The organism is Escherichia sp. WS1265 (assembly GCF_046487585.1).
In the GTDB taxonomy this organism is placed as follows: Bacteria; Pseudomonadota; Gammaproteobacteria; order Enterobacterales; family Enterobacteriaceae; genus Escherichia; species Escherichia coli.
The window spans coordinates 68,125-89,189 of sequence record NZ_JBJQJE010000009.1; the positions used below are offsets into that span (position 1 = coordinate 68,125).

At 49.1% G+C, this 21,065-nt stretch carries 21 protein-coding genes; 12 read left to right on the forward strand and 9 right to left on the reverse strand.

Features of this window, described 5'->3' with window-relative positions:
* The first annotated feature begins 1 nt into the window (after position 1).
* From gsiD to ACJHX3_RS10960, 3 genes are all read left to right on the forward strand, one after another.
* Positions 2 to 913: a glutathione ABC transporter permease GsiD gene (gsiD, locus tag ACJHX3_RS10950; protein WP_001236044.1), complete on the forward strand. Its 912-nt coding sequence runs from the start codon at positions 2 to 4 to the stop codon at positions 911 to 913.
* A gap of 177 nt (positions 914 to 1,090) precedes the next feature.
* Positions 1,091 to 3,439 carry an EAL domain-containing protein gene (locus ACJHX3_RS10955; RefSeq protein WP_024185216.1) on the forward strand — a complete coding sequence of 783 codons (2,349 nt, stop codon included), beginning with the start codon at positions 1,091 to 1,093 and terminating at the stop codon, positions 3,437 to 3,439.
* 7 nt (positions 3,440 to 3,446) lie between these two features.
* The gene (locus tag ACJHX3_RS10960; protein WP_000086873.1) at positions 3,447 to 4,775 is read left to right on the forward strand and encodes a GGDEF domain-containing protein; all 1,329 of its coding nucleotides are present in this window, start codon (positions 3,447 to 3,449) and stop codon (positions 4,773 to 4,775) included.
* 46 nt (positions 4,776 to 4,821) lie between these two features.
* On the opposite strand, the gene rimO is transcribed toward ACJHX3_RS10960, so the two are convergent.
* Positions 4,822 to 6,147, reverse strand: a complete 1,326-nt coding sequence (gene rimO, locus ACJHX3_RS10965; RefSeq protein ID WP_000049367.1) for a 30S ribosomal protein S12 methylthiotransferase RimO — start codon at positions 6,145 to 6,147, stop codon at positions 4,822 to 4,824.
* Between the two features lie 212 nt (positions 6,148 to 6,359).
* Here rimO and bssR point away from each other — a divergent pair, with 212 nt between their 5' ends.
* Positions 6,360 to 6,743: a biofilm formation regulator BssR gene (gene bssR / locus ACJHX3_RS10970; protein WP_000497137.1), complete on the forward strand. Its 384-nt coding sequence runs from the start codon at positions 6,360 to 6,362 to the stop codon at positions 6,741 to 6,743.
* 110 nt (positions 6,744 to 6,853) lie between these two features.
* On the forward strand, positions 6,854 to 7,969 hold the full coding sequence (gene yliI / locus ACJHX3_RS10975) for an aldose sugar dehydrogenase YliI (protein ID WP_024043954.1): 1,116 nt from the start codon (positions 6,854 to 6,856) through the stop codon (positions 7,967 to 7,969).
* Here the strand turns inward: yliI and gstB are convergent.
* Positions 7,966 to 8,592 carry a glutathione S-transferase GstB gene (gstB, locus tag ACJHX3_RS10980; RefSeq protein ID WP_001469056.1) on the reverse strand — a complete coding sequence of 209 codons (627 nt, stop codon included), beginning with the start codon at positions 8,590 to 8,592 and terminating at the stop codon, positions 7,966 to 7,968. The genes yliI and gstB overlap by 4 nt on opposite strands.
* A 246-nt stretch (positions 8,593 to 8,838) precedes the next feature.
* Between gstB and dacC the strand changes: the two genes are divergently transcribed.
* Entirely contained in the window at positions 8,839 to 10,041 is a 1,203-nt protein-coding gene (gene dacC / locus ACJHX3_RS10985) for a serine-type D-Ala-D-Ala carboxypeptidase (protein ID WP_094308422.1), read from the forward strand.
* A gap of 46 nt (positions 10,042 to 10,087) precedes the next feature.
* Here the strand turns inward: dacC and deoR are convergent, their stop codons facing one another.
* A complete protein-coding gene (gene deoR, locus ACJHX3_RS10990; RefSeq protein WP_000450121.1) occupies positions 10,088 to 10,846 on the reverse strand; it encodes a DNA-binding transcriptional repressor DeoR in 759 nt (252 codons plus the stop codon).
* 57 nt (positions 10,847 to 10,903) lie between these two features.
* Positions 10,904 to 11,500, reverse strand: a complete 597-nt coding sequence (ybjG, locus tag ACJHX3_RS10995) for an undecaprenyl-diphosphate phosphatase (protein ID WP_000892317.1) — start codon at positions 11,498 to 11,500, stop codon at positions 10,904 to 10,906.
* Positions 11,501 to 11,784: 284 nt separating this feature from the next.
* Here ybjG and mdfA point away from each other — a divergent pair, with 284 nt between their 5' ends.
* A complete protein-coding gene (gene mdfA / locus ACJHX3_RS11000) occupies positions 11,785 to 13,017 on the forward strand; it encodes a multidrug efflux MFS transporter MdfA (RefSeq protein WP_001469053.1) in 1,233 nt (410 codons plus the stop codon).
* 40 nt (positions 13,018 to 13,057) lie between these two features.
* Here the strand turns inward: mdfA and ybjH are convergent, their stop codons facing one another.
* The 3 genes from ybjH to ACJHX3_RS11015 form a co-directional block, all read right to left on the reverse strand.
* Entirely contained in the window at positions 13,058 to 13,342 is a 285-nt protein-coding gene (gene ybjH / locus ACJHX3_RS11005) for a protein YbjH (protein ID WP_000605485.1), read from the reverse strand.
* A gap of 85 nt (positions 13,343 to 13,427) precedes the next feature.
* Positions 13,428 to 14,243, reverse strand: a complete 816-nt coding sequence (gene ybjI, locus ACJHX3_RS11010; protein ID WP_001305939.1) for a 5-amino-6-(5-phospho-D-ribitylamino)uracil phosphatase — start codon at positions 14,241 to 14,243, stop codon at positions 13,428 to 13,430.
* Entirely contained in the window at positions 14,243 to 15,451 is a 1,209-nt protein-coding gene (locus ACJHX3_RS11015; protein WP_000217858.1) for an MFS transporter, read from the reverse strand. The genes ybjI and ACJHX3_RS11015 overlap by 1 nt, the downstream gene beginning before the upstream one ends.
* 83 nt (positions 15,452 to 15,534) lie before the next feature.
* Between ACJHX3_RS11015 and rcdA the strand changes: the two genes are divergently transcribed.
* Positions 15,535 to 16,071 (forward strand): DNA-binding transcriptional regulator RcdA, encoded by a 537-nt coding sequence (gene rcdA, locus ACJHX3_RS11020; RefSeq protein WP_001295289.1) that lies wholly within the window; start codon positions 15,535 to 15,537, stop codon positions 16,069 to 16,071.
* 174 nt (positions 16,072 to 16,245) lie between these two features.
* Here the strand turns inward: rcdA and ACJHX3_RS11025 are convergent, their stop codons facing one another.
* Positions 16,246 to 17,931 (reverse strand): aspartate:alanine antiporter, encoded by a 1,686-nt coding sequence (locus ACJHX3_RS11025; RefSeq protein ID WP_001024885.1) that lies wholly within the window; start codon positions 17,929 to 17,931, stop codon positions 16,246 to 16,248.
* A 269-nt stretch (positions 17,932 to 18,200) separates the two neighbouring features.
* Here ACJHX3_RS11025 and ACJHX3_RS11030 point away from each other — a divergent pair, with 269 nt between their 5' ends.
* Positions 18,201 to 18,578, forward strand: coding sequence for an inner membrane protein YbjM (locus ACJHX3_RS11030; protein ID WP_000681108.1), 378 nt, complete (start codon positions 18,201 to 18,203; stop codon positions 18,576 to 18,578).
* Between the two features lie 29 nt (positions 18,579 to 18,607).
* On the opposite strand, the gene grxA is transcribed toward ACJHX3_RS11030, so the two are convergent.
* A complete protein-coding gene (gene grxA / locus ACJHX3_RS11035) occupies positions 18,608 to 18,865 on the reverse strand; it encodes a glutaredoxin 1 (protein WP_001195231.1) in 258 nt (85 codons plus the stop codon).
* Between the two features lie 159 nt (positions 18,866 to 19,024).
* Between grxA and ACJHX3_RS11040 the strand changes: the two genes are divergently transcribed.
* From ACJHX3_RS11040 to rimK, 3 genes are read left to right on the forward strand one after another with little or no spacing between them, the layout of a single operon-like run.
* Positions 19,025 to 19,312, forward strand: coding sequence for a DUF1418 family protein (locus ACJHX3_RS11040; protein ID WP_001201580.1), 288 nt, complete (start codon positions 19,025 to 19,027; stop codon positions 19,310 to 19,312).
* Positions 19,296 to 20,018 carry a nitroreductase NfsA gene (gene nfsA, locus ACJHX3_RS11045; protein WP_000189139.1) on the forward strand — a complete coding sequence of 241 codons (723 nt, stop codon included), beginning with the start codon at positions 19,296 to 19,298 and terminating at the stop codon, positions 20,016 to 20,018. Before ACJHX3_RS11040 ends, nfsA begins: the two co-directional genes overlap by 17 nt.
* Positions 20,019 to 20,078: 60 nt before the next feature.
* Positions 20,079 to 20,981 carry a 30S ribosomal protein S6--L-glutamate ligase gene (rimK, locus tag ACJHX3_RS11050; protein ID WP_000684321.1) on the forward strand — a complete coding sequence of 301 codons (903 nt, stop codon included), beginning with the start codon at positions 20,079 to 20,081 and terminating at the stop codon, positions 20,979 to 20,981.
* Positions 20,982 to 21,065: the final 84 nt, after the last annotated feature.

Consider the following 21,065-nt stretch of genomic DNA (forward strand, 5'->3'; position numbering starts at 1 on the left):
GATGCGACTATTTAACTGGCGACGTCAGGCGGTGTTAAACGCCATGCCACTGGTCAAACCTGACCAGGTACGTACACCGTGGCATGAATTCTGGCGACGATTTCGCCGTCAGCATATGGCGATGACCGCCGCATTATTCGTTATTTTATTGATTGTAGTGGCCATTTTTGCACGCTGGATCGCTCCCTATGACGCCGAAAATTATTTTGATTATGACAATCTGAATAACGGACCTTCTTTGCAGCACTGGTTTGGCGTCGATTCACTGGGGCGCGACATTTTCAGCCGTGTCCTGGTTGGTGCGCAAATCTCACTGGCGGCGGGTGTGTTTGCCGTGTTTATCGGTGCGGCGATCGGGACGTTGCTGGGCTTGCTTGCTGGATATTATGAAGGCTGGTGGGATCGGCTAATCATGCGCATTTGCGATGTGCTGTTTGCCTTCCCGGGTATTTTACTGGCGATCGCTGTTGTTGCGGTGTTGGGAAGCGGCATTGCTAACGTGATTATCGCTGTCGCCATTTTTTCCATCCCCGCGTTTGCCCGCCTGGTGCGCGGCAACACGCTGGTGTTGAAACAGCAAACCTTTATTGAGTCAGCACGCAGTATTGGTGCCAGCGATATGACCATTTTATTGCGTCATATCTTGCCTGGGACCGTCTCTTCTATCGTGGTGTTTTTCACCATGCGCATCGGCACCTCGATTATCTCTGCCGCCAGCCTGTCATTTCTCGGCCTCGGTGCGCAGCCGCCGACACCAGAGTGGGGAGCAATGCTCAATGAGGCACGAGCGGATATGGTTATCGCACCGCATGTCGCTGTTTTTCCGGCCCTGGCTATTTTTCTGACCGTACTGGCGTTCAATTTGTTGGGCGATGGTTTACGCGATGCGCTGGATCCGAAAATTAAAGGATAGTTACGTTTGAATATTGCTTGAAAGGGTAATCACCTCACAGGAAATTATTGCCCTAAGCAAGTGTTGTAACTTTCTGCTGATTTTGTAGAATCGGGTAATTTGGTTAAAAAGCCGCAGCAAGGGACAATTTTTGCAGCGGCACAGCGTTCAGATAGTTATTTTGTTAAATGTATTAACATGCTGAGTTTATACGAAAAGATAAAGATAAGGCTGATAATTTTATTTTTATTGGCAGCACTGTCATTTATTGGTCTTTTTTTCATCATTAACTATCAACTGGTATCGGAGCGCGCGGTAAAACGTGCCGATAGCCGCTTTGAACTTATTCAGAAAAACGTTGGCTATTTCTTTAAAGATATTGAACGTTCGGCCCTGACATTAAAGGACTCACTGTATTTATTAAAAAATACAGAGGAGATTCAACGCGCCGTGATTCTTAAAATGGAAATGATGCCATTTTTAGACTCGGTGGGACTGGTACTTGATGATAATAAATATTATCTTTTTTCGCGGAGGGCGAATGATAAAATCGTTGTTTATCATCAGGAACAAGTAAATGGACCGCTTGTCGACGAGTCAGGGCGGGTTATTTTTGCCGATTTTAACCCATCGAAACGACCGTGGTCGATGGCTTCAGATGACTCTAACAACAGCTGGAATCCGGCATACAATTGCTTTGATCGTCCGGGTAAAAAATGTATCTCTTTTACGCTACACATCAACGGCAAAGATCACGATTTGTTAGCGGTGGATAAAATTCATGTCGATTTGAACTGGCGATATCTGAACGAGTATCTTGATCAAATCAGCGCTAATGATGAAGTTCTATTTTTAAAACAAGGCCATGAGATCATTGCCAAGAATCAACTCGCTCGTGAAAAACTAATTATTTATAATAGCGAAGGCAATTATAATATTATTGATTCTGTCGATACTGAATATATCGAAAAAACATCAGCGGTGCCAAACAACGCATTATTCGAAATCTATTTTTATTATCCTGGTGGTAATTTATTGAACGCATCAGATAAACTTTTTTATCTGCCGTTTGCTTTCATTATTATCGTATTGCTGGTGGTTTATTTAATGACCACTCGTGTGTTCCGTCGGCAATTTTCTGAAATGACAGAGCTGGTTAATACGCTGGCATTTTTGCCTGACTCCACGGATCAAATCGAGGCTCTAAAAATTCGCGAAGGCGATGCGAAAGAGATTATCAGCATCAAAAATTCGATCGCGGAAATGAAAGATGCCGAAATTGAACGGTCAAATAAATTGCTCTCACTGATCTCTTACGATCAGGAAAGCGGTTTTATTAAAAATATGGCGATTATTGAGTCCAACAATAATCAGTATCTGGCTGTGGGGATCATCAAACTGTGTGGTCTGGAAGCCGTGGAAGCGGTGTTTGGTGTTGATGAACGCAATAAAATCGTCAGGAAATTGTGTCAGCGAATTGCCGAGAAATATGCGCAATGCTGCGATATCGTGACATTTAATGCCGATCTCTATTTACTTCTGTGCCGGGAAAATGTACAGACATTTACCCGTAAAATAGCGATGGTAAACGATTTTGACAGCAGCTTTGGCTACCGCAATCTGCGCATCCATAAGTCTGCCATTTGTGAACCTTTGCAGGGGGAAAACGCCTGGAGTTACGCAGAAAAACTGAAACTGGCGATTTCCAGCATCCGTGACCATATGTTCTCAGAGTTTATTTTCTGTGATGACGCGAAACTCAACGAAATAGAAGAGAATATCTGGATTGCGCGTAATATTCGCCATGCAATGGAAATTGGCGAACTATTCCTGGTCTATCAGCCGATCGTTGATATTAACACCCGCACCATTCTGGGCGCGGAGGCGTTGTGCCGTTGGGTGTCTGCGGAGCGGGGGATCATTTCACCGCTAAAGTTCATTACCATTGCTGAAGATATCGGGTTTATCAATGAGCTGGGTTATCAGATTATTAAAACGGCAATGGGTGAATTCAGACATTTTAGTCAGCGTGCGTCGCTGAAGGATGATTTCTTACTGCATATTAATGTTTCGCCCTGGCAGTTAAACGAACCACACTTTCATGAGCGTTTTACCACCATCATGAAAGAAAATGGCCTGAAGGAGAACAGCCTCTGTGTTGAGATCACTGAAACCGTGATCGAGCGAATTAATGAACATTTTTATCTCAATATTGAACAACTGCGTAAACAAGGGGTACGGATATCGATTGATGACTTTGGCACCGGTTTGTCAAACCTGAAACGTTTTTATGAAATTAATCCAGATAGCATAAAAGTGGACTCACAATTTACCGGCGATATTTTCGGTACTGCGGGAAAAATTGTGCGCATTATTTTCGATCTGGCACGCTATAACCGGATCCCGGTGATTGCGGAAGGCGTAGAGAGCGAAGACGTTGCGCGCGAATTAATCAAATTAGGATGTGTTCAGGCTCAGGGGTATCTGTACCAGAAACCCATGCCATTCTCCGCCTGGGATAAAAGTGGAAAATTAGTAAAAGAGTAGTTTACGTATGTCCAGAATCAATAAGTTCGTACTTACAGTCAGTCTGCTGATTTTTATCATGATTTCAGCAGTTGCCTGCGGGATCTACACTCAAATGGTAAAGGAACGGGTGTATGGCCTGAAACAGTCCGTTATTGATACTGCTTTTGCGGTGGCAAATATTGCTGAATATCGGCGTAGCGTGGCAATTGATCTCATCAACACGCTAAACCCCACGGAGGAACAGCTGTTGGTTGGTTTGCGCACAGCTTACGCCGACTCGGTTTCACCCTCTTATTTGTACGATGTCGGTCCTTATCTGATTTCCAGTGACGAATGTATTCAGGTAAAGGAGTTCGAGAAAAATTATTGTGCAGATATTATGCAGATTGTGAAGTATCGACATGTCAAAAATACAGGGTTTATCTCTTTTGACGGTAAAACCTTCGTCTATTACCTCTATCCGGTAACTCACAATCGCAGTCTGATATTTTTGCTTGGTCTGGAGCGTTTTTCTTTACTGTCAAAATCGCTGGCGATGGATAGCGAGAACCTGATGTTCTCTCTGTTTAAGAACGGTAAACCGGTGACCGGTGATGAATTTAATGCTAAAAACGCCATCTTCACCGTTTCGGAAGCGATGGAGCACTTCGCCTATTTGCCGACCGGATTGTACGTATTTGCGTATAAAAAAGATGTTTATTTGCGGGTCTGTACATTGATTATTTTCTTTGCCGCATTGGTGGCAGTGATATCGGGTGTCAGTTGCCTCTATCTGGTACGCAGAGTGATTAATCGTGGTATTGTGGAGAAAGAAGCCATCATTAATAACCATTTTGAACGCGTACTGGATGGCGGGCTTTTCTTTTCGGCTGCCGATGTCAAAAAACTCTACAGTCTGTATAACTCGGCGTTCCTGGATGACCTGACCAAAGCAATGGGCAGAAAATCCTTTGACGAAGATTTAAAAGCGCTGCCGGAAAAAGGCGGTTATTTGTGCCTGTTTGACGTCGATAAATTCAAAAACATCAACGACACCTTCGGTCATTTGCTGGGCGATGAAGTGTTGATGAAAGTGGTGAAAATCCTTAAATCACAGATCCCCGTAGATAAAGGTAAAGTCTACCGCTTCGGCGGTGACGAATTTGCGGTGATTTATACGGGTGGAACGCTGGAAGAGTTGCTATCGATTCTAAAAGAAATTGTTCATTTCCAGGTGGGAAGCATTAATTTAAGCACCAGTATCGGTGTAGCGCATTCAAATGAATGTACTACCGTCGAACGCTTGAAAATGCTGGCGGATGAGCGACTGTATAAGAGTAAGAAAAACGGCAGGGCGCAGATTAGCTGGCAGTAATCATTATTCGCAGGCCGGACAAATGATTTTGCCCGGCCTGAATTAATTAAACCCGGCTACCCCACAAATCGTACTCATCGGCGTGCTCGACTTTCACACGCAGGATATCACCCGGCTTAACGTTGGTTTCACCATTGAGATAAACCGCACCGTCGATTTCCGGTGCATCTGCCATGCTGCGACCAATCGCGCCTTCTTCGTCCACTTCGTCGATAATCACCAGAATTTCACGGCCCACTTTCTCTTGCAGGCGCTCGGCGGAAATCTGCTGCTGCAGCTGCATGAAACGGTTCCAGCGTTCTTCTTTCACTTCTTCCGGAACCTGGTCAGGCAGGGCATTGGCGTCTGCACCTTCAACCGGGCTGTATTTAAAGCAGCCAACGCGATCCAGACGCGCTTCTTTCAGGAAGTCGAGTAGCATCTGGAAATCTTCTTCTGTCTCGCCAGGGAAGCCGACAATAAAGGTTGAGCGTAGGGTCAGTTCCGGGCAGATTTCGCGCCACTGTTTGATGCGCGCGAGTTGGCGATCTACAGAACCCGGACGCTTCATCAGTTTGAGAATGCGCGGGCTGGCGTGCTGCAACGGAATGTCCAGATAGGGCAGGATTTTGCCTTCTGCCATCAGTGGGATGACGTCGTCCACATGCGGATAAGGGTAAACGTAGTGCAGACGTGTCCAGATCCCCAGTTTCGATAACTGTTCGCACAGGCTGACCATGCTGGTTTTTACCGGCTCGCCGTTGTGGAAGCCAGTACGATGTTTAACATCGACGCCATAGGCGGAAGTATCCTGCGAGATCACCAGAATCTCTTTAACGCCCGCATCAACCAGACGTTTCGCTTCACTTAACACTTCGCCAATCGGACGGCTCACCAGGTCGCCGCGCATAGACGGAATAATGCAGAAGGTGCAGCGGTGATTACATCCTTCAGAAATTTTCAGATAGGCATAATGACGCGGCGTCAGTTTCACGCCTTGTTCTGGCACCAGGCTCAGGAATGGGTTGTGTTTCGGTTTTGGCACGTAGTGATGAACGTGCTCCAGAACCTGCTCATAGCTATGAGGCCCGGTGATTTCCAGCACTTTCGGGTGGACTTCGCGGATCTGATCTTCTTTTGCCCCCAGACAACCGGTCACAATTACCTTGCCGTTTTCATTCAACGCTTCACCAATGGCTTCCAGTGATTCTTGTACCGCGCTGTCAATAAAGCCGCAGGTGTTGACGATCACCATGTCCGCATCGTCATAGCTCGGTACCACGTCATAACCTTCAGTGCGTAGTTCGGTGAGAATACGCTCTGAATCGACAAGGTTTTTCGGGCAGCCAAGGGAAACAAAGCCGATTTTCGGCTGGGGAGTTACTTTGCTCATAGCTTAAAAAATATTCAGTTACAGGAAAGGTCAGGGCAGGGATTCTACAGAGTTCTGGATAAAATTTGTATCGCAATCTCATTCGCAGGCGGAGGCGAAGGAAATGTAAATTTTGTTAATTCGGCGTGAAGAATTGATCCTGGACAGCATCTCGCTCAAAAAATAGCCATACTATTTAATTGCAACAAGGCTGGAAAGAGGAGGATCGAAGTATGTTCGTTGACAGACAGCGAATCGATCTGCTGAACCGGTTGATCGACGCACGCGTTGACCTCGCCGCATACGTGCAACTGAGGAAGGCAAAAGGATACATGTCCGTCAGCGAAAGCAATCATCTACGAGATAACTTTTTTAAACTGAATCGCGAACTGCACGATAAATCGCTGCGGTTGAATCTTCATCTGGATCAGGAAGAGTGGAGTGCTCTTCATCATGCTGAAGAAGCATTAGCGACAGCCGCAGTATGTTTGATGAGTGGGCACCATGATTGCCCGACTGTTATTACCGTCAACGCCGATAAGCTTGAAAATTGTCTGATGAGCTTAACGCTGAGTATCCAGAGCCTGCAGAAGCACGCCATGCTTGAGAAGGCCTGAAAACTAAGGGGGAGAAAGCGTCTCCCCCTTCATGTTTAAGTTTTTGTAAAAATGAATTTGTTATCTCCTCCACTGACTACGCTTTAAGCCAGAGTCAATCCGGAGGCGTTATGCATCGACAATCCTTTTTCCTTGTGCCCCTTATTTGTCTTTCTTCCGCTCTCTGGGCGGCTCCTGCAACGGTAAATGTCGAAGTACTGCAAGACAAACTCGACCATCCCTGGGCGCTGGCCTTTTTACCCGACAATCACGGTATGTTAATCACTCTGCGCGGCGGCGAGTTGCGTCACTGGCAAGCAGGAAAAGGATTATCTGCGCCGCTTTCCGGAGTGCCGGACGTTTGGGCGCACGGGCAGGGTGGCCTGCTGGATGTGGTTTTAGCGCCTGATTTTGCTCAGTCTCGCCGCATCTGGTTAAGTTATTCCGAAGTTGGCGATGATGGCAAAGCCGGAACTGCTGTGGGTTATGGCCGCTTAAGTGATGATCTCTCAAAGGTGACCGACTTCCGCACCGTCTTTCGCCAGATGCCAAAACTGTCTACCGGCAACCATTTTGGCGGGCGGCTGGTATTCGACGGTAAAGGTTATCTTTTTATTGCTCTGGGCGAAAACAATCAGCGCCCGACGGCGCAGGATCTGGATAAATTACAGGGCAAACTGGTGCGTCTGACCGACCAGGGCGAAATCCCGGATGATAATCCTTTTATAAAGGAATCCGGTGCGCGCGCCGAGATCTGGTCTTATGGCATTCGTAATCCGCAAGGAATGGCGATGAATCCGTGGAGTAATGCACTATGGCTGAATGAACATGGCCCGCGCGGTGGCGATGAAATTAATATCCCGCAAAAAGGCAAAAACTACGGCTGGCCGCTGGCAACCTGGGGAATCAACTATTCAGGCTTTAAGATACCGGAAGCGAAAGGGGAGATCGTCGCCGGGACCGAGCAACCTGTTTTTTACTGGAAAGATTCGCCCGCCGTGAGCGGCATGGCCTTCTATAACAGCGATAAATTCCCCCAGTGGCAGCAAAAATTATTTATTGGCGCGCTGAAAGATAAAGATATCATTGTGATGAGCGTCAACGGCGACAAAGTGACAGAAGATGGCCGTATTTTAACGGACAGAGGGCAGCGAATTCGTGATGTTCGCACTGGACCCGACGGTTATTTATACGTTCTCACCGACGAGTCCAGTGGGGAATTACTTAAAGTTAGCCCACGCAATTAGCTAACGGGAATCATCACCACTTTGCGCACTGCTGGGCGTTCAGTGAGTTGCTGATACCAGCGTTGCAGATTTGGACGCGGTGTCCAGGCCAGGCCAACGTTAAACAAATTGTAGATGAACGGTGCGATAGCGATATCGCCCACACCAAACTCGTCGCCGGAGAACCATTTTACTTTTGCCAGTTCCGCATCGAGCAGGGCAAACAGGGCGTCGCACTCTTTACAACTGGCATCAATGGCGGCCTGATCGCGCTCTTCCGGTGGTGTTCTGACTAATCCCATCAGGATCCCGCGATGGGCATTACTGAGCGTCTGGTTTGCCCAGTCCATCCATTTTTCTGCTTCCGCACGACGTGCCGGTGAGTCGATCCACAGGCGTTTTTGCCCGTACTGTGCCGCCAGATAGCGGACAATGGCGTTTGATTCCCAAAGAATGAGATCACTTTCGTCGTCACGCAACAACGGCACCAGCCCGTTAGGGTTCATCGCCAGAAAATCAGCATCGTGATTTATCCCAAACTCACGGCCCGCGAGAATTTGCTCATAAGGTAGTTCCAGTTCTTCGAGCGTCAGCAATACTTTTTTTACGTTGGTTGAATTATTCCGACCCCACAGCGTAATCATACTCACCCCTTTTCCGACAGGCAGCCACAGGCTGAACAGGACTCCGATGGTGAAGTAAAGTTAACTTTTAAGCAACAGCTGGCAAAAAAATGACACCAGAAGCAGCGAAGCGGCAGGATATTGCATAAACTTTAAAAACTTTACCAACTTACGGTTTCTTTAAGTTTGTGTGTGCGTTATTAATCACCGAACTTATCATACGGCGATATAACGTATTTTTTTTGAATGGATACTCGGGTGGCATTTATGACGCAATACTCCTCTCTCCTTCGTGGTCTTGCAGCGGGTTCTGCATTTTTATTCCTTTTTGCCCCAACGGCATTCGCGGCGGAACAAACCGTTGAAGCGCCGAGCGTGGATGCGCGTGCATGGATTTTAATGGATTACGCCAGCGGTAAAGTGCTGGCAGAAGGCAATGCGGATGAAAAACTGGACCCCGCGAGCCTGACTAAAATCATGACCAGCTATGTGGTTGGGCAGGCGCTTAAGGCCGATAAGATTAAACTCACCGATATGGTGACGGTCGGTAAAGATGCCTGGGCGACGGGAAATCCGGCACTGCGTGGTTCATCGGTAATGTTCCTTAAACCGGGCGATCAGGTTTCGGTGGCAGACCTGAACAAAGGTGTGATTATCCAGTCCGGTAATGACGCCTGTATTGCGCTGGCCGATTACGTTGCCGGGAGCCAGGAGTCATTTATTGGTCTGATGAATGGTTATGCCAAAAAACTGGGCCTGACCAACACTACCTTCCAGACGGTGCACGGTCTGGATGCGCCGGGGCAGTTCAGTACCGCGCGCGACATGGCATTGCTGGGTAAAGCATTGATCCACGATGTGCCGGAAGAGTATGCCATTCATAAAGAGAAAGAGTTCACCTTCAACAAAATTCGTCAGCCTAACCGTAACCGTCTGCTGTGGAGCAGCAATCTGAATGTTGATGGCATGAAGACAGGAACCACTGCAGGCGCGGGATATAATCTGGTTGCTTCGGCTACCCAGGGTGATATGCGTTTAATCTCCGTAGTGCTGGGGGCGAAAACTGACCGTATCCGTTTTAATGAGTCTGAGAAATTATTGACCTGGGGTTTCCGCTTCTTTGAAACCGTGACGCCAATTGTACCTGATGCCACCTTTGTGACTCAGCGCGTCTGGTTTGGTGATAAGAGCGAAGTGAATCTCGGGGCAGGCGAAGCGGGCTCAGTGACCATACCACGTGGGCAGCTGAAAAACCTGAAGGCGAGTTATACGTTAACGGAACCGCAGCTTACCGCACCGCTGAAAAAAGGTCAGGTTGTCGGCACCATTGATTTCCAGCTTAACGGTAAATCCATTGAGCAGCGTCCGCTGATCGTGATGGAAAATGTGGAAGAGGGCGGATTCTTTGGTCGGATGTGGGATTTCGTGATGATGAAATTCCATCAGTGGTTCGGCAGCTGGTTCTCTTAATCTTCTGATAACCGGATGGCGCGAAACGTCATCCGGTTATACGTCATTAATACATCAACTTAATACGCTGCGTCTGCGCGTACTTCACATACTCATCTTCCGGGCAACAATCGCTCACAACAATATCAAAGCGTTTCAGGTCACCCATGCGCGCCGGACGCACCTTGCCAAATTTACTGTGGTCGACAACCAGCACATGCTTTTGCGCCATCGACATGGCCCAGTGTTTTACCGGCAACTCTTCAAGATTAAAACAGGTAGCGCCTTTACTGACATGCACCCCCGCCGCGGAATAAAAAGCGATATCCGGGCAAAAATTATTCAGCGTTTGCTGAAAATCGATGGGTTTGAAAATGGCGTTGCTGGCGTGAAATTCACCACCACACAGAAACGCGCGGCAATGGGGTTTCTCTTTCAGTGCCAGAAAGGTATTTAGCGAATAACAAACGGCGGTGAAAGGGATTTCATTATCAATCGCTTCAATAATCCACGGTGTGGTGGTGCCACAGTCAAAAAAGAGGGTCTGATCGGGTTCTACCAGCGTCGCAGCCAGTTTTGCCGCCCGGCGTTTTTCTTCCACCAGGCGGGATTTTTGATCGCTTAACAGGTAATGGCTGGCGCTGCGCGGTTCCAGAACAATATAGCCGCCGAGCAAAACGACGGGCGCACTGTGGTTGTTCAGATCGCGACGAATCGTCATCTCCGAAACCCCAAGCAAGGCGGCGGCGTCTTTAAGATGTAACTTATCGCTGCGTTTTAATTCTTGCAGCAGCTGCCCGATACGCTCTTCGCGACGTGTTTCCATAATCCCTCTGAATAGTTATTGAAGCGAGCCGCTCAATACTACACTTTTTAGCAGAGATCAGTCACGCACCCAGCCTTTGCGGATCGGTAATGCAAAACAGAAACGATACCACGATTGCAGACGTTGATAGAGTTTATGCCCCATCGCTTGCCAGATAATCTGGGCGCTAAGGCAGCCAATCATACCTGCCAGCAATCCACCGAGCATATCCAGCGGCCAGTGGACGCCAAGATAAACGCGCGACCAGGCAATGACAACGGCCAGCACCATTAAAAGTGAGCCGGACCACAGGCGATGCCAGCATAAAAATGCCAGTGCAAAGGTGAAAATCACCGTACCGTGATCGCTCGGGAATGAGTCATCCGCCGCATGATGCAGGAAGTTATAGCCGATATTTTCGACAAAGGGTCGGTCGTGCGGAAAAAGATGCCCCATCGTCCAGGACACAAACAGGCTGACCGCCAGCGCGATAGCGATTTTTATCACCAGTTGCCGTTGTGCTGTAAGCCCCCACAACCAAAGTACTGCGGCCAGCAGCGGTACCACGGTAATCAAATCTTTAGCAATAAAAATCGCCAACGAGATCATCCACGGCGCAGAGTCTGGCGTCGCGTTAATAAGAGAGAATAGAGAGAGATTCAAATTTTCCAGCATAACTTCCCGACGCAAAGTGATTAAAAGGGAGCCAATACAGGCAAGTCGTTGAGAATAAAGTGCAGGTTAAACTGGGTAAAGCGGCATCGTCTTATTTCCCTCAAGCGGCCTGTTTACGGTGGGTGATTGTAACGGGCATAGGTTAAATAAAACTTAAAGAAAGCGTAGCTATACTCGCAATAATGTAAGAATGTGCTTAACCGTGGTTTCAGCTACAAAATTTGCTTTCTCGTTAGCTGCGCTTTTATTAAACTTTGCGCGATTATTATTGGCGAAGAAATTGCATGCAAAATAAATTAGCTTCCGGTGCCAGGCTTGGACGTCAGGCGTTACTTTTCCCTCTCTGTCTTGTGCTTTACGAATTTTCAACCTATATCGGCAACGATATGATTCAACCCGGTATGTTGGCCGTGGTGGAACAATATCAGGCGGGCATTGATTGGGTTCCTACTTCGATGACCGCTTATCTGGCGGGCGGGATGTTTTTACAATGGCTCCTGGGGCCGCTGTCGGATCGTATTGGTCGCCGTCCGGTGATGCTGGCGGGGGTGGTGTGGTTTATCATCACCTGTCTGGCAATATTACTGGCGCAAAACATTGAACAATTCACTCTGTTGCGCTTCTTGCAGGGCATAAGCCTCTGTTTCATTGGCGCTGTGGGATACGCCGCAATTCAGGAATCCTTCGAAGAGGCGGTTTGTATCAAGATCACCGCGCTGATGGCGAACGTGGCGCTGATTGCTCCGCTACTTGGTCCGCTGGTGGGCGCGGCGTGGATCCATGTGCTGCCCTGGGAAGGGATGTTCGTCTTGTTTGCCGCATTGGCAGCGATCTCCTTTCTCGGTCTGCAACGAGCCATGCCTGAAACCGCCACGCGTATAGGCGAGAAACTGTCACTGAAAGAACTCGGTCGTGACTATAAGCTGGTGCTGAAGAACGGTCGCTTTGTTGCGGGGGCGCTGGCGCTGGGATTCGTTAGCCTGCCGTTGCTGGCGTGGATCGCCCAGTCGCCGATTATCATCATTACCGGTGAGCAGTTGAGCAGCTATGAATATGGCTTGCTGCAAGTGCCTATTTTCGGGGCGTTAATTGCGGGTAACTTGCTGCTAGCGCGTCTGACCTCGCGCCGCACCGTACGTTCGCTGATTATTATGGGCGGCTGGCCGATTATGATTGGTCTGTTGGTCGCTGCTGCGGCAACGGTTATCTCATCGCACGCGTATTTATGGATGACCGCCGGGTTAAGTATTTATGCTTTCGGTATTGGTCTGGCGAATGCGGGACTGGTGCGATTAACCCTGTTTGCCAGCGATATGAGTAAAGGTACGGTTTCTGCGGCGATGGGGATGCTGCAAATGCTGATCTTTACCGTCGGTATTGAAATCAGCAAACATGCCTGGCTGAACGGGGGCAACGGACTGTTTAATCTCTTCAACCTTGTCAACGGAATTTTGTGGCTGTTGCTGATGGTTATCTTTTTAAAAGATAAACAGATGGGAAATTCGCACGAAGGATAAAAAAATGCCTGATTGCTTTGTGCGATCAGGCATTCTCAAATTAATGGTGATGGTCGTCAATCTGGTGTTCGATAACCATCCCTTCACCTACGCTGGCAAGATGGCGAACATAAGGATGCGGGCGGTAAGCCGGAGCTGGCGCAGGAGCCACATAGACGGTTTGCGGCACAGTCGTGACGCTGACCGCTTGTGGAACGCTGACTGAATCAGGAACCACAACCACTTTGTATCCACTCGGCACATCGACGGTGACACTTTGCGCCATCGCCACACCAGTAAAGCCCATTAAAAGCGCGCCCAACAGTAGACAATTTTTCATAATCATTTCGCCTGAAATAATGCAGCGGGTTAATTTCCGCGAATTATGCAGCCTTCATTCAGGCATTGTGTTGCCGGGCGTGCTGCCGTTTTTATTGGTTAAATGGCGCTTCGTGTTTAAGAACTTTATCGATCACATCCAGTACGCCTTCACGGTTATTGGAGCCTGCCCGGTATTTTGCTGCTGCGACGACCGCGCTGCCGGCATTTTCCATTGCAAAACTAAAGCCTGCCTGTCGCAGCATCTCAATATCGTTACCGCCATCGCCAAAGACCACCACTTCGCTGTCGTCTATTCCCCATAATTTCTGCAGTTGGCGAAGGCCATTGGCTTTATGTACGCCGGGGATAATCAGATCGATACTGCCGTTGCCGGTGTGGACCGGCACCATAATATCGCCGATGGCCTCATGTAATGCTTTTTGTACTTGTGGAATCAGTTCATCGGAAAGATTCAGGCCAAACTTAAAGAAGATATCTTCTAAGTTGTCAAAGTTATCGACGTATTCCAGACGGTGATAATACATTTCCGCCACCGTTTTCATGGCATCGTCATATTTTTTGAGTGTATAGGCACTATTTTTTCCGCAGGCAATAATTTCCACTTCCGGGCGCGTCAGCAAATGTTCCACGACAGTAGCAAACGCATCCTTCGACAGCTCGCCATTAAAAACATCTTTGCCTTCGCTCACTACCCAGCCGCCGTTTTCAGCCACAAAGGCAATTTCATTAGCAATTTCAGGGAAGAAAGAGATCAACTGATAATATTGATTCCCGCTGGCGACCACAAAGCGAATGCCTTGTGCTTTCATTTGCTGATACTGAGCCATAAACCGCTCACGGTTATAGGTTTTTTGATCGCTTAAGAAAGTACCATCCATGTCTACCGCAATTAATTTAATGCTCATCAACTATTCTCCATCGCCGTCTGCGTTTTGGTATCGTGTTTGGCGACGGCTTTCGCGACAATAGCCGCGAGAATAACCAGCGCCAGTACAACCAGCATTGCACTACGTAATCCATAATGTTCGCCGAGATAGCCCAGCAGCGGCGGCCCAACGAGGAAAGCCAGATAACCGGTCGTTGCTACCACGCTGACGCGGGTCGGTGCATCGGGGCCGGTATCGCTGGCGGCAGAAATGGTCAGCGGGAAGCCCAGCGAGGCACCCAGTCCCCAGAGTACAACAGACACCCCAGCGACCCAGGCGCTATCGACAAAAATAATCAGCCCAATACCCAACGCCCCCATTAGCGCACTGGCCCGAACCACGGCAACGCGACTGTAACGGTCGATGAACCAACCGCCGGTGAAGCGTCCAACGGTCATCCCCAGGGTAAAACCGGCATAAATCAGCGAGCCGGAAGTAGGGCTAAAACCGTGACCGTCAACCATTAATAAGGGTAACCAGTCGTTGGCAGAACCTTCGGCAAAGGCCATCGCCAGCACCACAACACCAATCAACAGCAACTGGATATCGCGATAAAAAGGTACGCCTTTTTCGCCATGCTGGGTGCCATCGGCAGCATTTTTGCCCGTACCGTCAGGGATTGCCTGAATGGCGATATAAATAGGTGCGATGCCTACCAGCGCCGCCAATAAAATATGCACCGTTGCCGGAACGCCAAAGGCCGTCAGTGCCATCCCGACACCAGCGCCTGCCAGCGTGCCCAGGCTATAAAAACCGTGCATCATCGGCAAAACCGTTTTATTCATTTCTCGCTCAACGGCGGCACCTTCAACGTTTATCGCCACTTCCGCAGAACCAAAACTTGCCCCAAAGACGCCGAGACCAACGGCAAAGAGCAGGGGCGATGTCAGCCAGAGTGCCAGACTTAATATCATCATCCCGATCAATGCGCAGGACATCGTGACCAGGATGACATTACGTGTCCCAAAGCGTTTCACTAACCACGCCGAGCAGAGAATACCGCTCATCGAACCGATCGACAGACCAAAGAGGACTCCGCCCATTTCAGCGATCGAAACAGAAAGAATATCGCGGATAGCAGGCGTACGGGTTGCCCAGGACGCCATTAACAGGCCCGGCAAAAAGAAGAACATAAACAGCGCCCAGGTTCGGCGTTTCAATGCATTACGTGAAGAATTTACGGTCATAGATCACGTCAAAATAAGAAGAGGGAAGACAACATTAGCAAGGTTGTGTACATTTGTACACAATTGCAGAGAGAGGAAATGACATGCGTCGCGCTAACGATCCGCAACGGCGAGAAAAAATTATCCAGGCCACGCTGGAGGCGGTGAAACTTTATGGAATACATGCTGTTACGCACCGCAAAATTGCTACCCTTGCCGGGGTACCGTTGGGATCGATGACCTACTATTTTTCAGGAATTGATGAGTTGTTGCTGGAGGCGTTCAGCAGTTTTACTGAGATCATGTCCCGGCAATATCAGGCATTTTTTAGCGATGTTAGTGATGCTCCGGGCGCATGCCAGGCTATCACCGATATGATCTACAGCTCACAGGTTGCAACGCCGGATAATATGGAGCTGATGTACCAGCTCTACGCGCTGGCTAGCCGAAAACCGCTATTAAAAACGGTAATGCAAAACTGGATGCAGCGCAGTCAGCAAACGCTCGAACAATGGTTTGAACCCGGAACCGCCCGCGCGCTTGATGCGTTTATTGAGGGGATGACGCTGCATTTTGTCACCGACCGTAAGCCGCTATCGCGCGAGGAGATTTTGAGGATGGTTGAGAGGGTTGCAGGGTAGTAGATAAATTTTAGGCAACAAAAAACCCACCAACCTTGAACCGAAATGGCGGGGTTGATGGGCTCCACAAAATGGGGACATCAAAGAAAAGCAGTGGCACTAATTAAGACTGATGCCCTGCGGAAAAGTTCTGCGGTTGTGCAAAAAAATTTCATTTTCAGGGCAACTTCAGTTTTATCCTAATCCTGGCCATACCATGACGATGATTGTCCCTGCCAGCGTCAGCAGGACGTTGGCGATTGCGTAGGTGCCCGCATAGCCCAGCGCCGGGATGTTACTGCGAGCTGTATCACTGATGATCTCCATTGCCGGCGCGCAGGTGCGTGCGCCCATCATTGCGCCGAACAACAGTGCGCGGTTCATTCGCAATACATAAGCACCGAACAAGAAACAGATAACCACGGGCACCAGACTGACAATCAATCCGGCAATCAACATTTGACCGCCAATCGCGCCCAGGCCGTTATTAATACCGCTACCAGCGCTCAGACCAACGCCTGCCATAAACACCATCAAGCCGAACTCCTTCACCATGCTTAATGCACCCTGCGGAATGTAACCGAAGGTCGGGTGGTTAGCACGCATAAAGCCCAGCATAATTCCGGCGAATAACAACCCGGCAGCGTTCCCCATACCGAAACTGAATGTGCTGAACTGGAAGGTGATCATCCCGATCATTAGCCCAATCACAAAGAAGGCGCAGAATGCCAGCAAGTCAGTGACCTGGCTGTGAATCGAGATAAAGCCGATGCGATCGGCGATGGTTTTTACGCGGCGGGCATCGCCGCTGACTTGTAAAACGTCACCTTTGTTAAGCACGACGTTGTCATCAATCGGCATCTCAATCTGGCTACGTATGACGCGGTTAAGGAAGCAACCGTGATCGGTCAACTTCAGTTGTGCCAGGCGTTTGCCAACAGCGTTATGGTTTTTAACGACCACTTCTTCAGTGACGATACGCATGTCGAGAAGGTCACGATCGAAAACTTCTTTACCGTTACGGAAGCTGGGATCGAGTCGGGCGTGGGCGTCGGGGTAGCCTACCAACGCTATTTCATCGCCCATTTGTAGCACGGCATCACCGTCTGGATTTGCCAGAATCCCGTTACGCCGAATACGTTCAATGTAGCAGCCGGTTTGTCGATAAATACCCAGTTCACGCAGATTTTTGCCGTCGGTCCAGGCTACCAGCTCCGGGCCGACGCGGTAGGCGCGGATCACCGGCAAATAAACTTTACGGTTGGCATTTGTGTCCAGGCCACGTTCGCGGGCGATTTGCTGGGCGCTGGTCTGTAAGTCCTGATGCTGCAATTTCGGCAAGTAACGCGCACCAACAATCAAACTCACCAGACCGATTAAATAGGTTAAGGCATACCCGAGGCTCAGATTATCCAGTGCCAGTGAGAGCTGCCTGCTTTCCATGCCGGAATGACGCAGTGTATCGCCAGCACCGACCAAAACCGGTGTTGACGTCATAGAGCCTGCTAACATACCGGCCGTCAGGCCAATATCCCAGCCAAACAGCTTACCTAACCCTAAGGCGATCACCAGCGCACTGCCAACCATCACCAGTGCTAACATTAGGTAATTTTTCCCATCGCGAAAAAAAATGGAAAAAAAGTTCGGTCCGGCTTCGACCCCGACGCAGAAAATAAACAGCATAAAGCCAAGATTAAGCGCGTCGGTGTTAATGCTGAAATGTTGTTGGCCTAATAACAGCGATACGACTAAAACGCCAATGGAATTACCCAGTTGGATCGAACCAAGTCGTAATTTCCCGAGACATAGCCCAAGCGCGAGGACCACAAATAATAACAGAATGTAATTCCCATTTAACAATTCGGCGACGTTTATATTCACGGAGGCTAACTTCTTGTTTACTAGTAAGCTGTTGAAAGAAATGGTAATTTACGATAATGTTTTTTACCAGAATTCAGGGCGCAGATTCATTCAGCGCACCTAAACGATAGTAAAGTAACAATATATTTTACTAGTGTAATCACATTAGGTATCAACGGCTATATGAATTGCGTTGGCCTATATTAGCATGGAATGCGAAGCGGCTTTATCTTACTGAACGCCACACTGGCGAAAAATGTGTTCGATAGACGCAGTGTCAGGAGGAACGAGTGAAACATAAACAACGTTGGGCGGGGGCAATCTGCTGTTTTGTCCTCTTCATTGTGGTGTGCCTTTTTCTGGCGACGCACATGAAAGGCGCTTTTCGGGCTGCCGGGCATCCTGAAATCGGCTTGCTGTTTTTCATTCTTCCTGGAGCAGTTGCCAGCTTCTTTTCACAGCGTAGAGAAGTCCTGAAACCTCTGTTTGGCGCAATGCTGGCGGCACCCTGTTCAATGCTTATTATGCGGCTGTTTTTTTCACCGACGCGCTCATTCTGGCAAGAGCTGGCATGGTTATTAAGTGCGGTGTTCTGGTGTGCGCTGGGGGCACTGTGTTTCTTATTTATCAGTAGTTTGTTTAAACCACAGCACAGAAAAAATCAATAAAGCCCTCAACGCGAGGGCTTGTCAGACGATCAGGCGTCCAGATTCTCTTTCACCCATGCAGCAAAATCGGTATAGCCGCCGATATGTTGCTGATCGACAAAAATCTGCGGCACGGTTTCTACGGGTTTACCTGCCTTTTGTTGTAGATCTTCTTTAGTGATCCCTTCCGCACGAATATCAACATACTGATACTGAAAATCATCGCGTTCATTGCTCAATTTCTCAGCCAGATCTTTTGCACGCACACAGTAAGGGCAACCCGGACGACCAAAAATAACGGTTTGCATTATTTCTCTCCTCATAGATTTATGCCTGTAATGATCACGCTAAAATGTATTCGCTGAAAGTAGGTTTAACCTGTTGCATTAATTGCTAAAAGCTATAACTGTTAAACACAATACAGTGAAAAGTTTTAGACTGAAGGCTCACTTTGCAGAGGGAAGCGTATGCGCGCGATCGGTAAATTGCCTAAAAGCGTGTTGATACTGGAATTTATCGGAATGATGTTGCTGGCGGTGGCGCTGCTGTCGGTAAGCGGCTCCCTGTCGCTGCCTGAGCCATTTTCTCGGCCAGAAGTGCAGATTCTGATGATTTTTCTCGGTGTTTTGCTCATGCTTCCCGCTGCGGTGGTGGTTATTCTTCAGGTGGCAAAACGTCTTGCCCCACAGCTGATGAACCGTCCACCGCAATATTCACGTTCAGAAAGAGAAAAAGATAATGACGCCAACCATTGAACTTATTTGTGGCCATCGCTCCATTCGCCATTTCACTGATGAACCCATTTCCGAAGCGCAGCGTGAGGCGATTATTAACAGCGCCCGTGCGACGTCCAGTTCCAGTTTTTTGCAGTGCAGTAGCATTATTCGCATTACCGACAAAGCGTTACGTGATGAACTGGTGACGCTGACCGGCGGGCAAAAACACGTAGCGCAAGCGGCGGAATTCTGGGTGTTCTGTGCCGACTTTAACCGCCATTTACAGATCTGTCCGGATGCACAACTTGGCCTGGCGGAACAACTGTTGCTCGGTGTCGTTGATACGGCAATGATGGCGCAGAATGCGTTAACCGCAGCGGAATCGCTGGGATTGGGCGGGGTATATATCGGCGGCCTGCGCAATAATATTGAAGCGGTGACGGAGCTGCTGAAATTACCGCAGCATGTTCTGCCGCTGTTTGGGCTGTGCCTTGGCTGGCCTGCGGATAATCCGGATCTTAAGCCGCGTTTACCGGCCTCCATTTTGGTGCATGAAAACAACTATCAACCGCTGGATAAAGACGCACTGGCGCAGTATGACGAGCAACTGGCGGAATATTACCTCACCCGTGGCAGCAATAATCGCCGGGATACCTGGAGCGATCATATCCGCCGAACAATCATTAAAGAAAGCCGCCCATTTATTCTGGATTATTTGCACAAACAGGGTTGGGCGACGCGCTAAAACCGCCACATCGATGTATGATACGCGGGCTTTTGACCAGGTCTGACAGAGAGGTGCAGGGTGAAAATTGCCATATTGTCCCGGGATGGAACGCTCTATTCGTGTAAGCGGCTGCGTGAAGCCGCTATACAGCGCGGTCACCTGGTTGAAATTCTTGATCCGCTTTCTTGCTACATGAACATAAATCCTGCGGCGTCTTCTATTCACTACAAAGGCCGCAAGTTACCCCATTTTGACGCAGTGATCCCGCGTATTGGCACCGCCATTACCTTTTATGGGACGGCGGCACTGCGCCAGTTCGAGATGCTGGGGAGCTATCCGCTCAATGAGTCGGTCGCCATTGCCCGGGCGCGTGACAAATTGCGTTCCATGCAACTGCTGGCGCGTCAGGGCATCGACCTGCCTGTCACGGGCATTGCGCATTCGCCGGATGATACCAGCGATTTAATCGACATGGTCGGTGGTGCGCCGCTGGTGGTCAAGCTGGTTGAAGGCACGCAGGGAATTGGCGTCGTGCTGGCGGAGACGCGTCAGGCGGCGGAAAGCGTGATTGACGCTTTCCGCGGTCTGAACGCGCATATTCTGGTGCAGGAATATATCAAAGAGGCGCAAGGGTGCGATATCCGCTGTCTGGTTGTTGGCGATGAAGTAGTCGCTGCGATTGAACGGCGGGCGAAAGAGGGCGATTTTCGTTCCAATTTGCATCGTGGCGGCGCGGCAAGCGTCGCCAGTATCACACCACAGGAGCGTGAAATCGCGATAAAAGCCGCGCGAACGATGGCGCTGGACGTTGCTGGTGTGGATATTCTGCGTGCTAATCGCGGGCCGTTGGTGATGGAAGTGAATGCGTCGCCGGGGCTGGAAGGAATAGAAAAAACCACCGGTATCGACATCGCGGGTAAAATGATCCGCTGGATCGAACGCCACGCTACGACAGAATATTGCCTGAAAACGGGTGGTTAGTCGCAATCACATTACTGATCATGGTTTTGCCTGCGCTTTTTGCGTAAGCTGTGCCGGTCTTTTTATCGAAAGAGGTTGTACAAA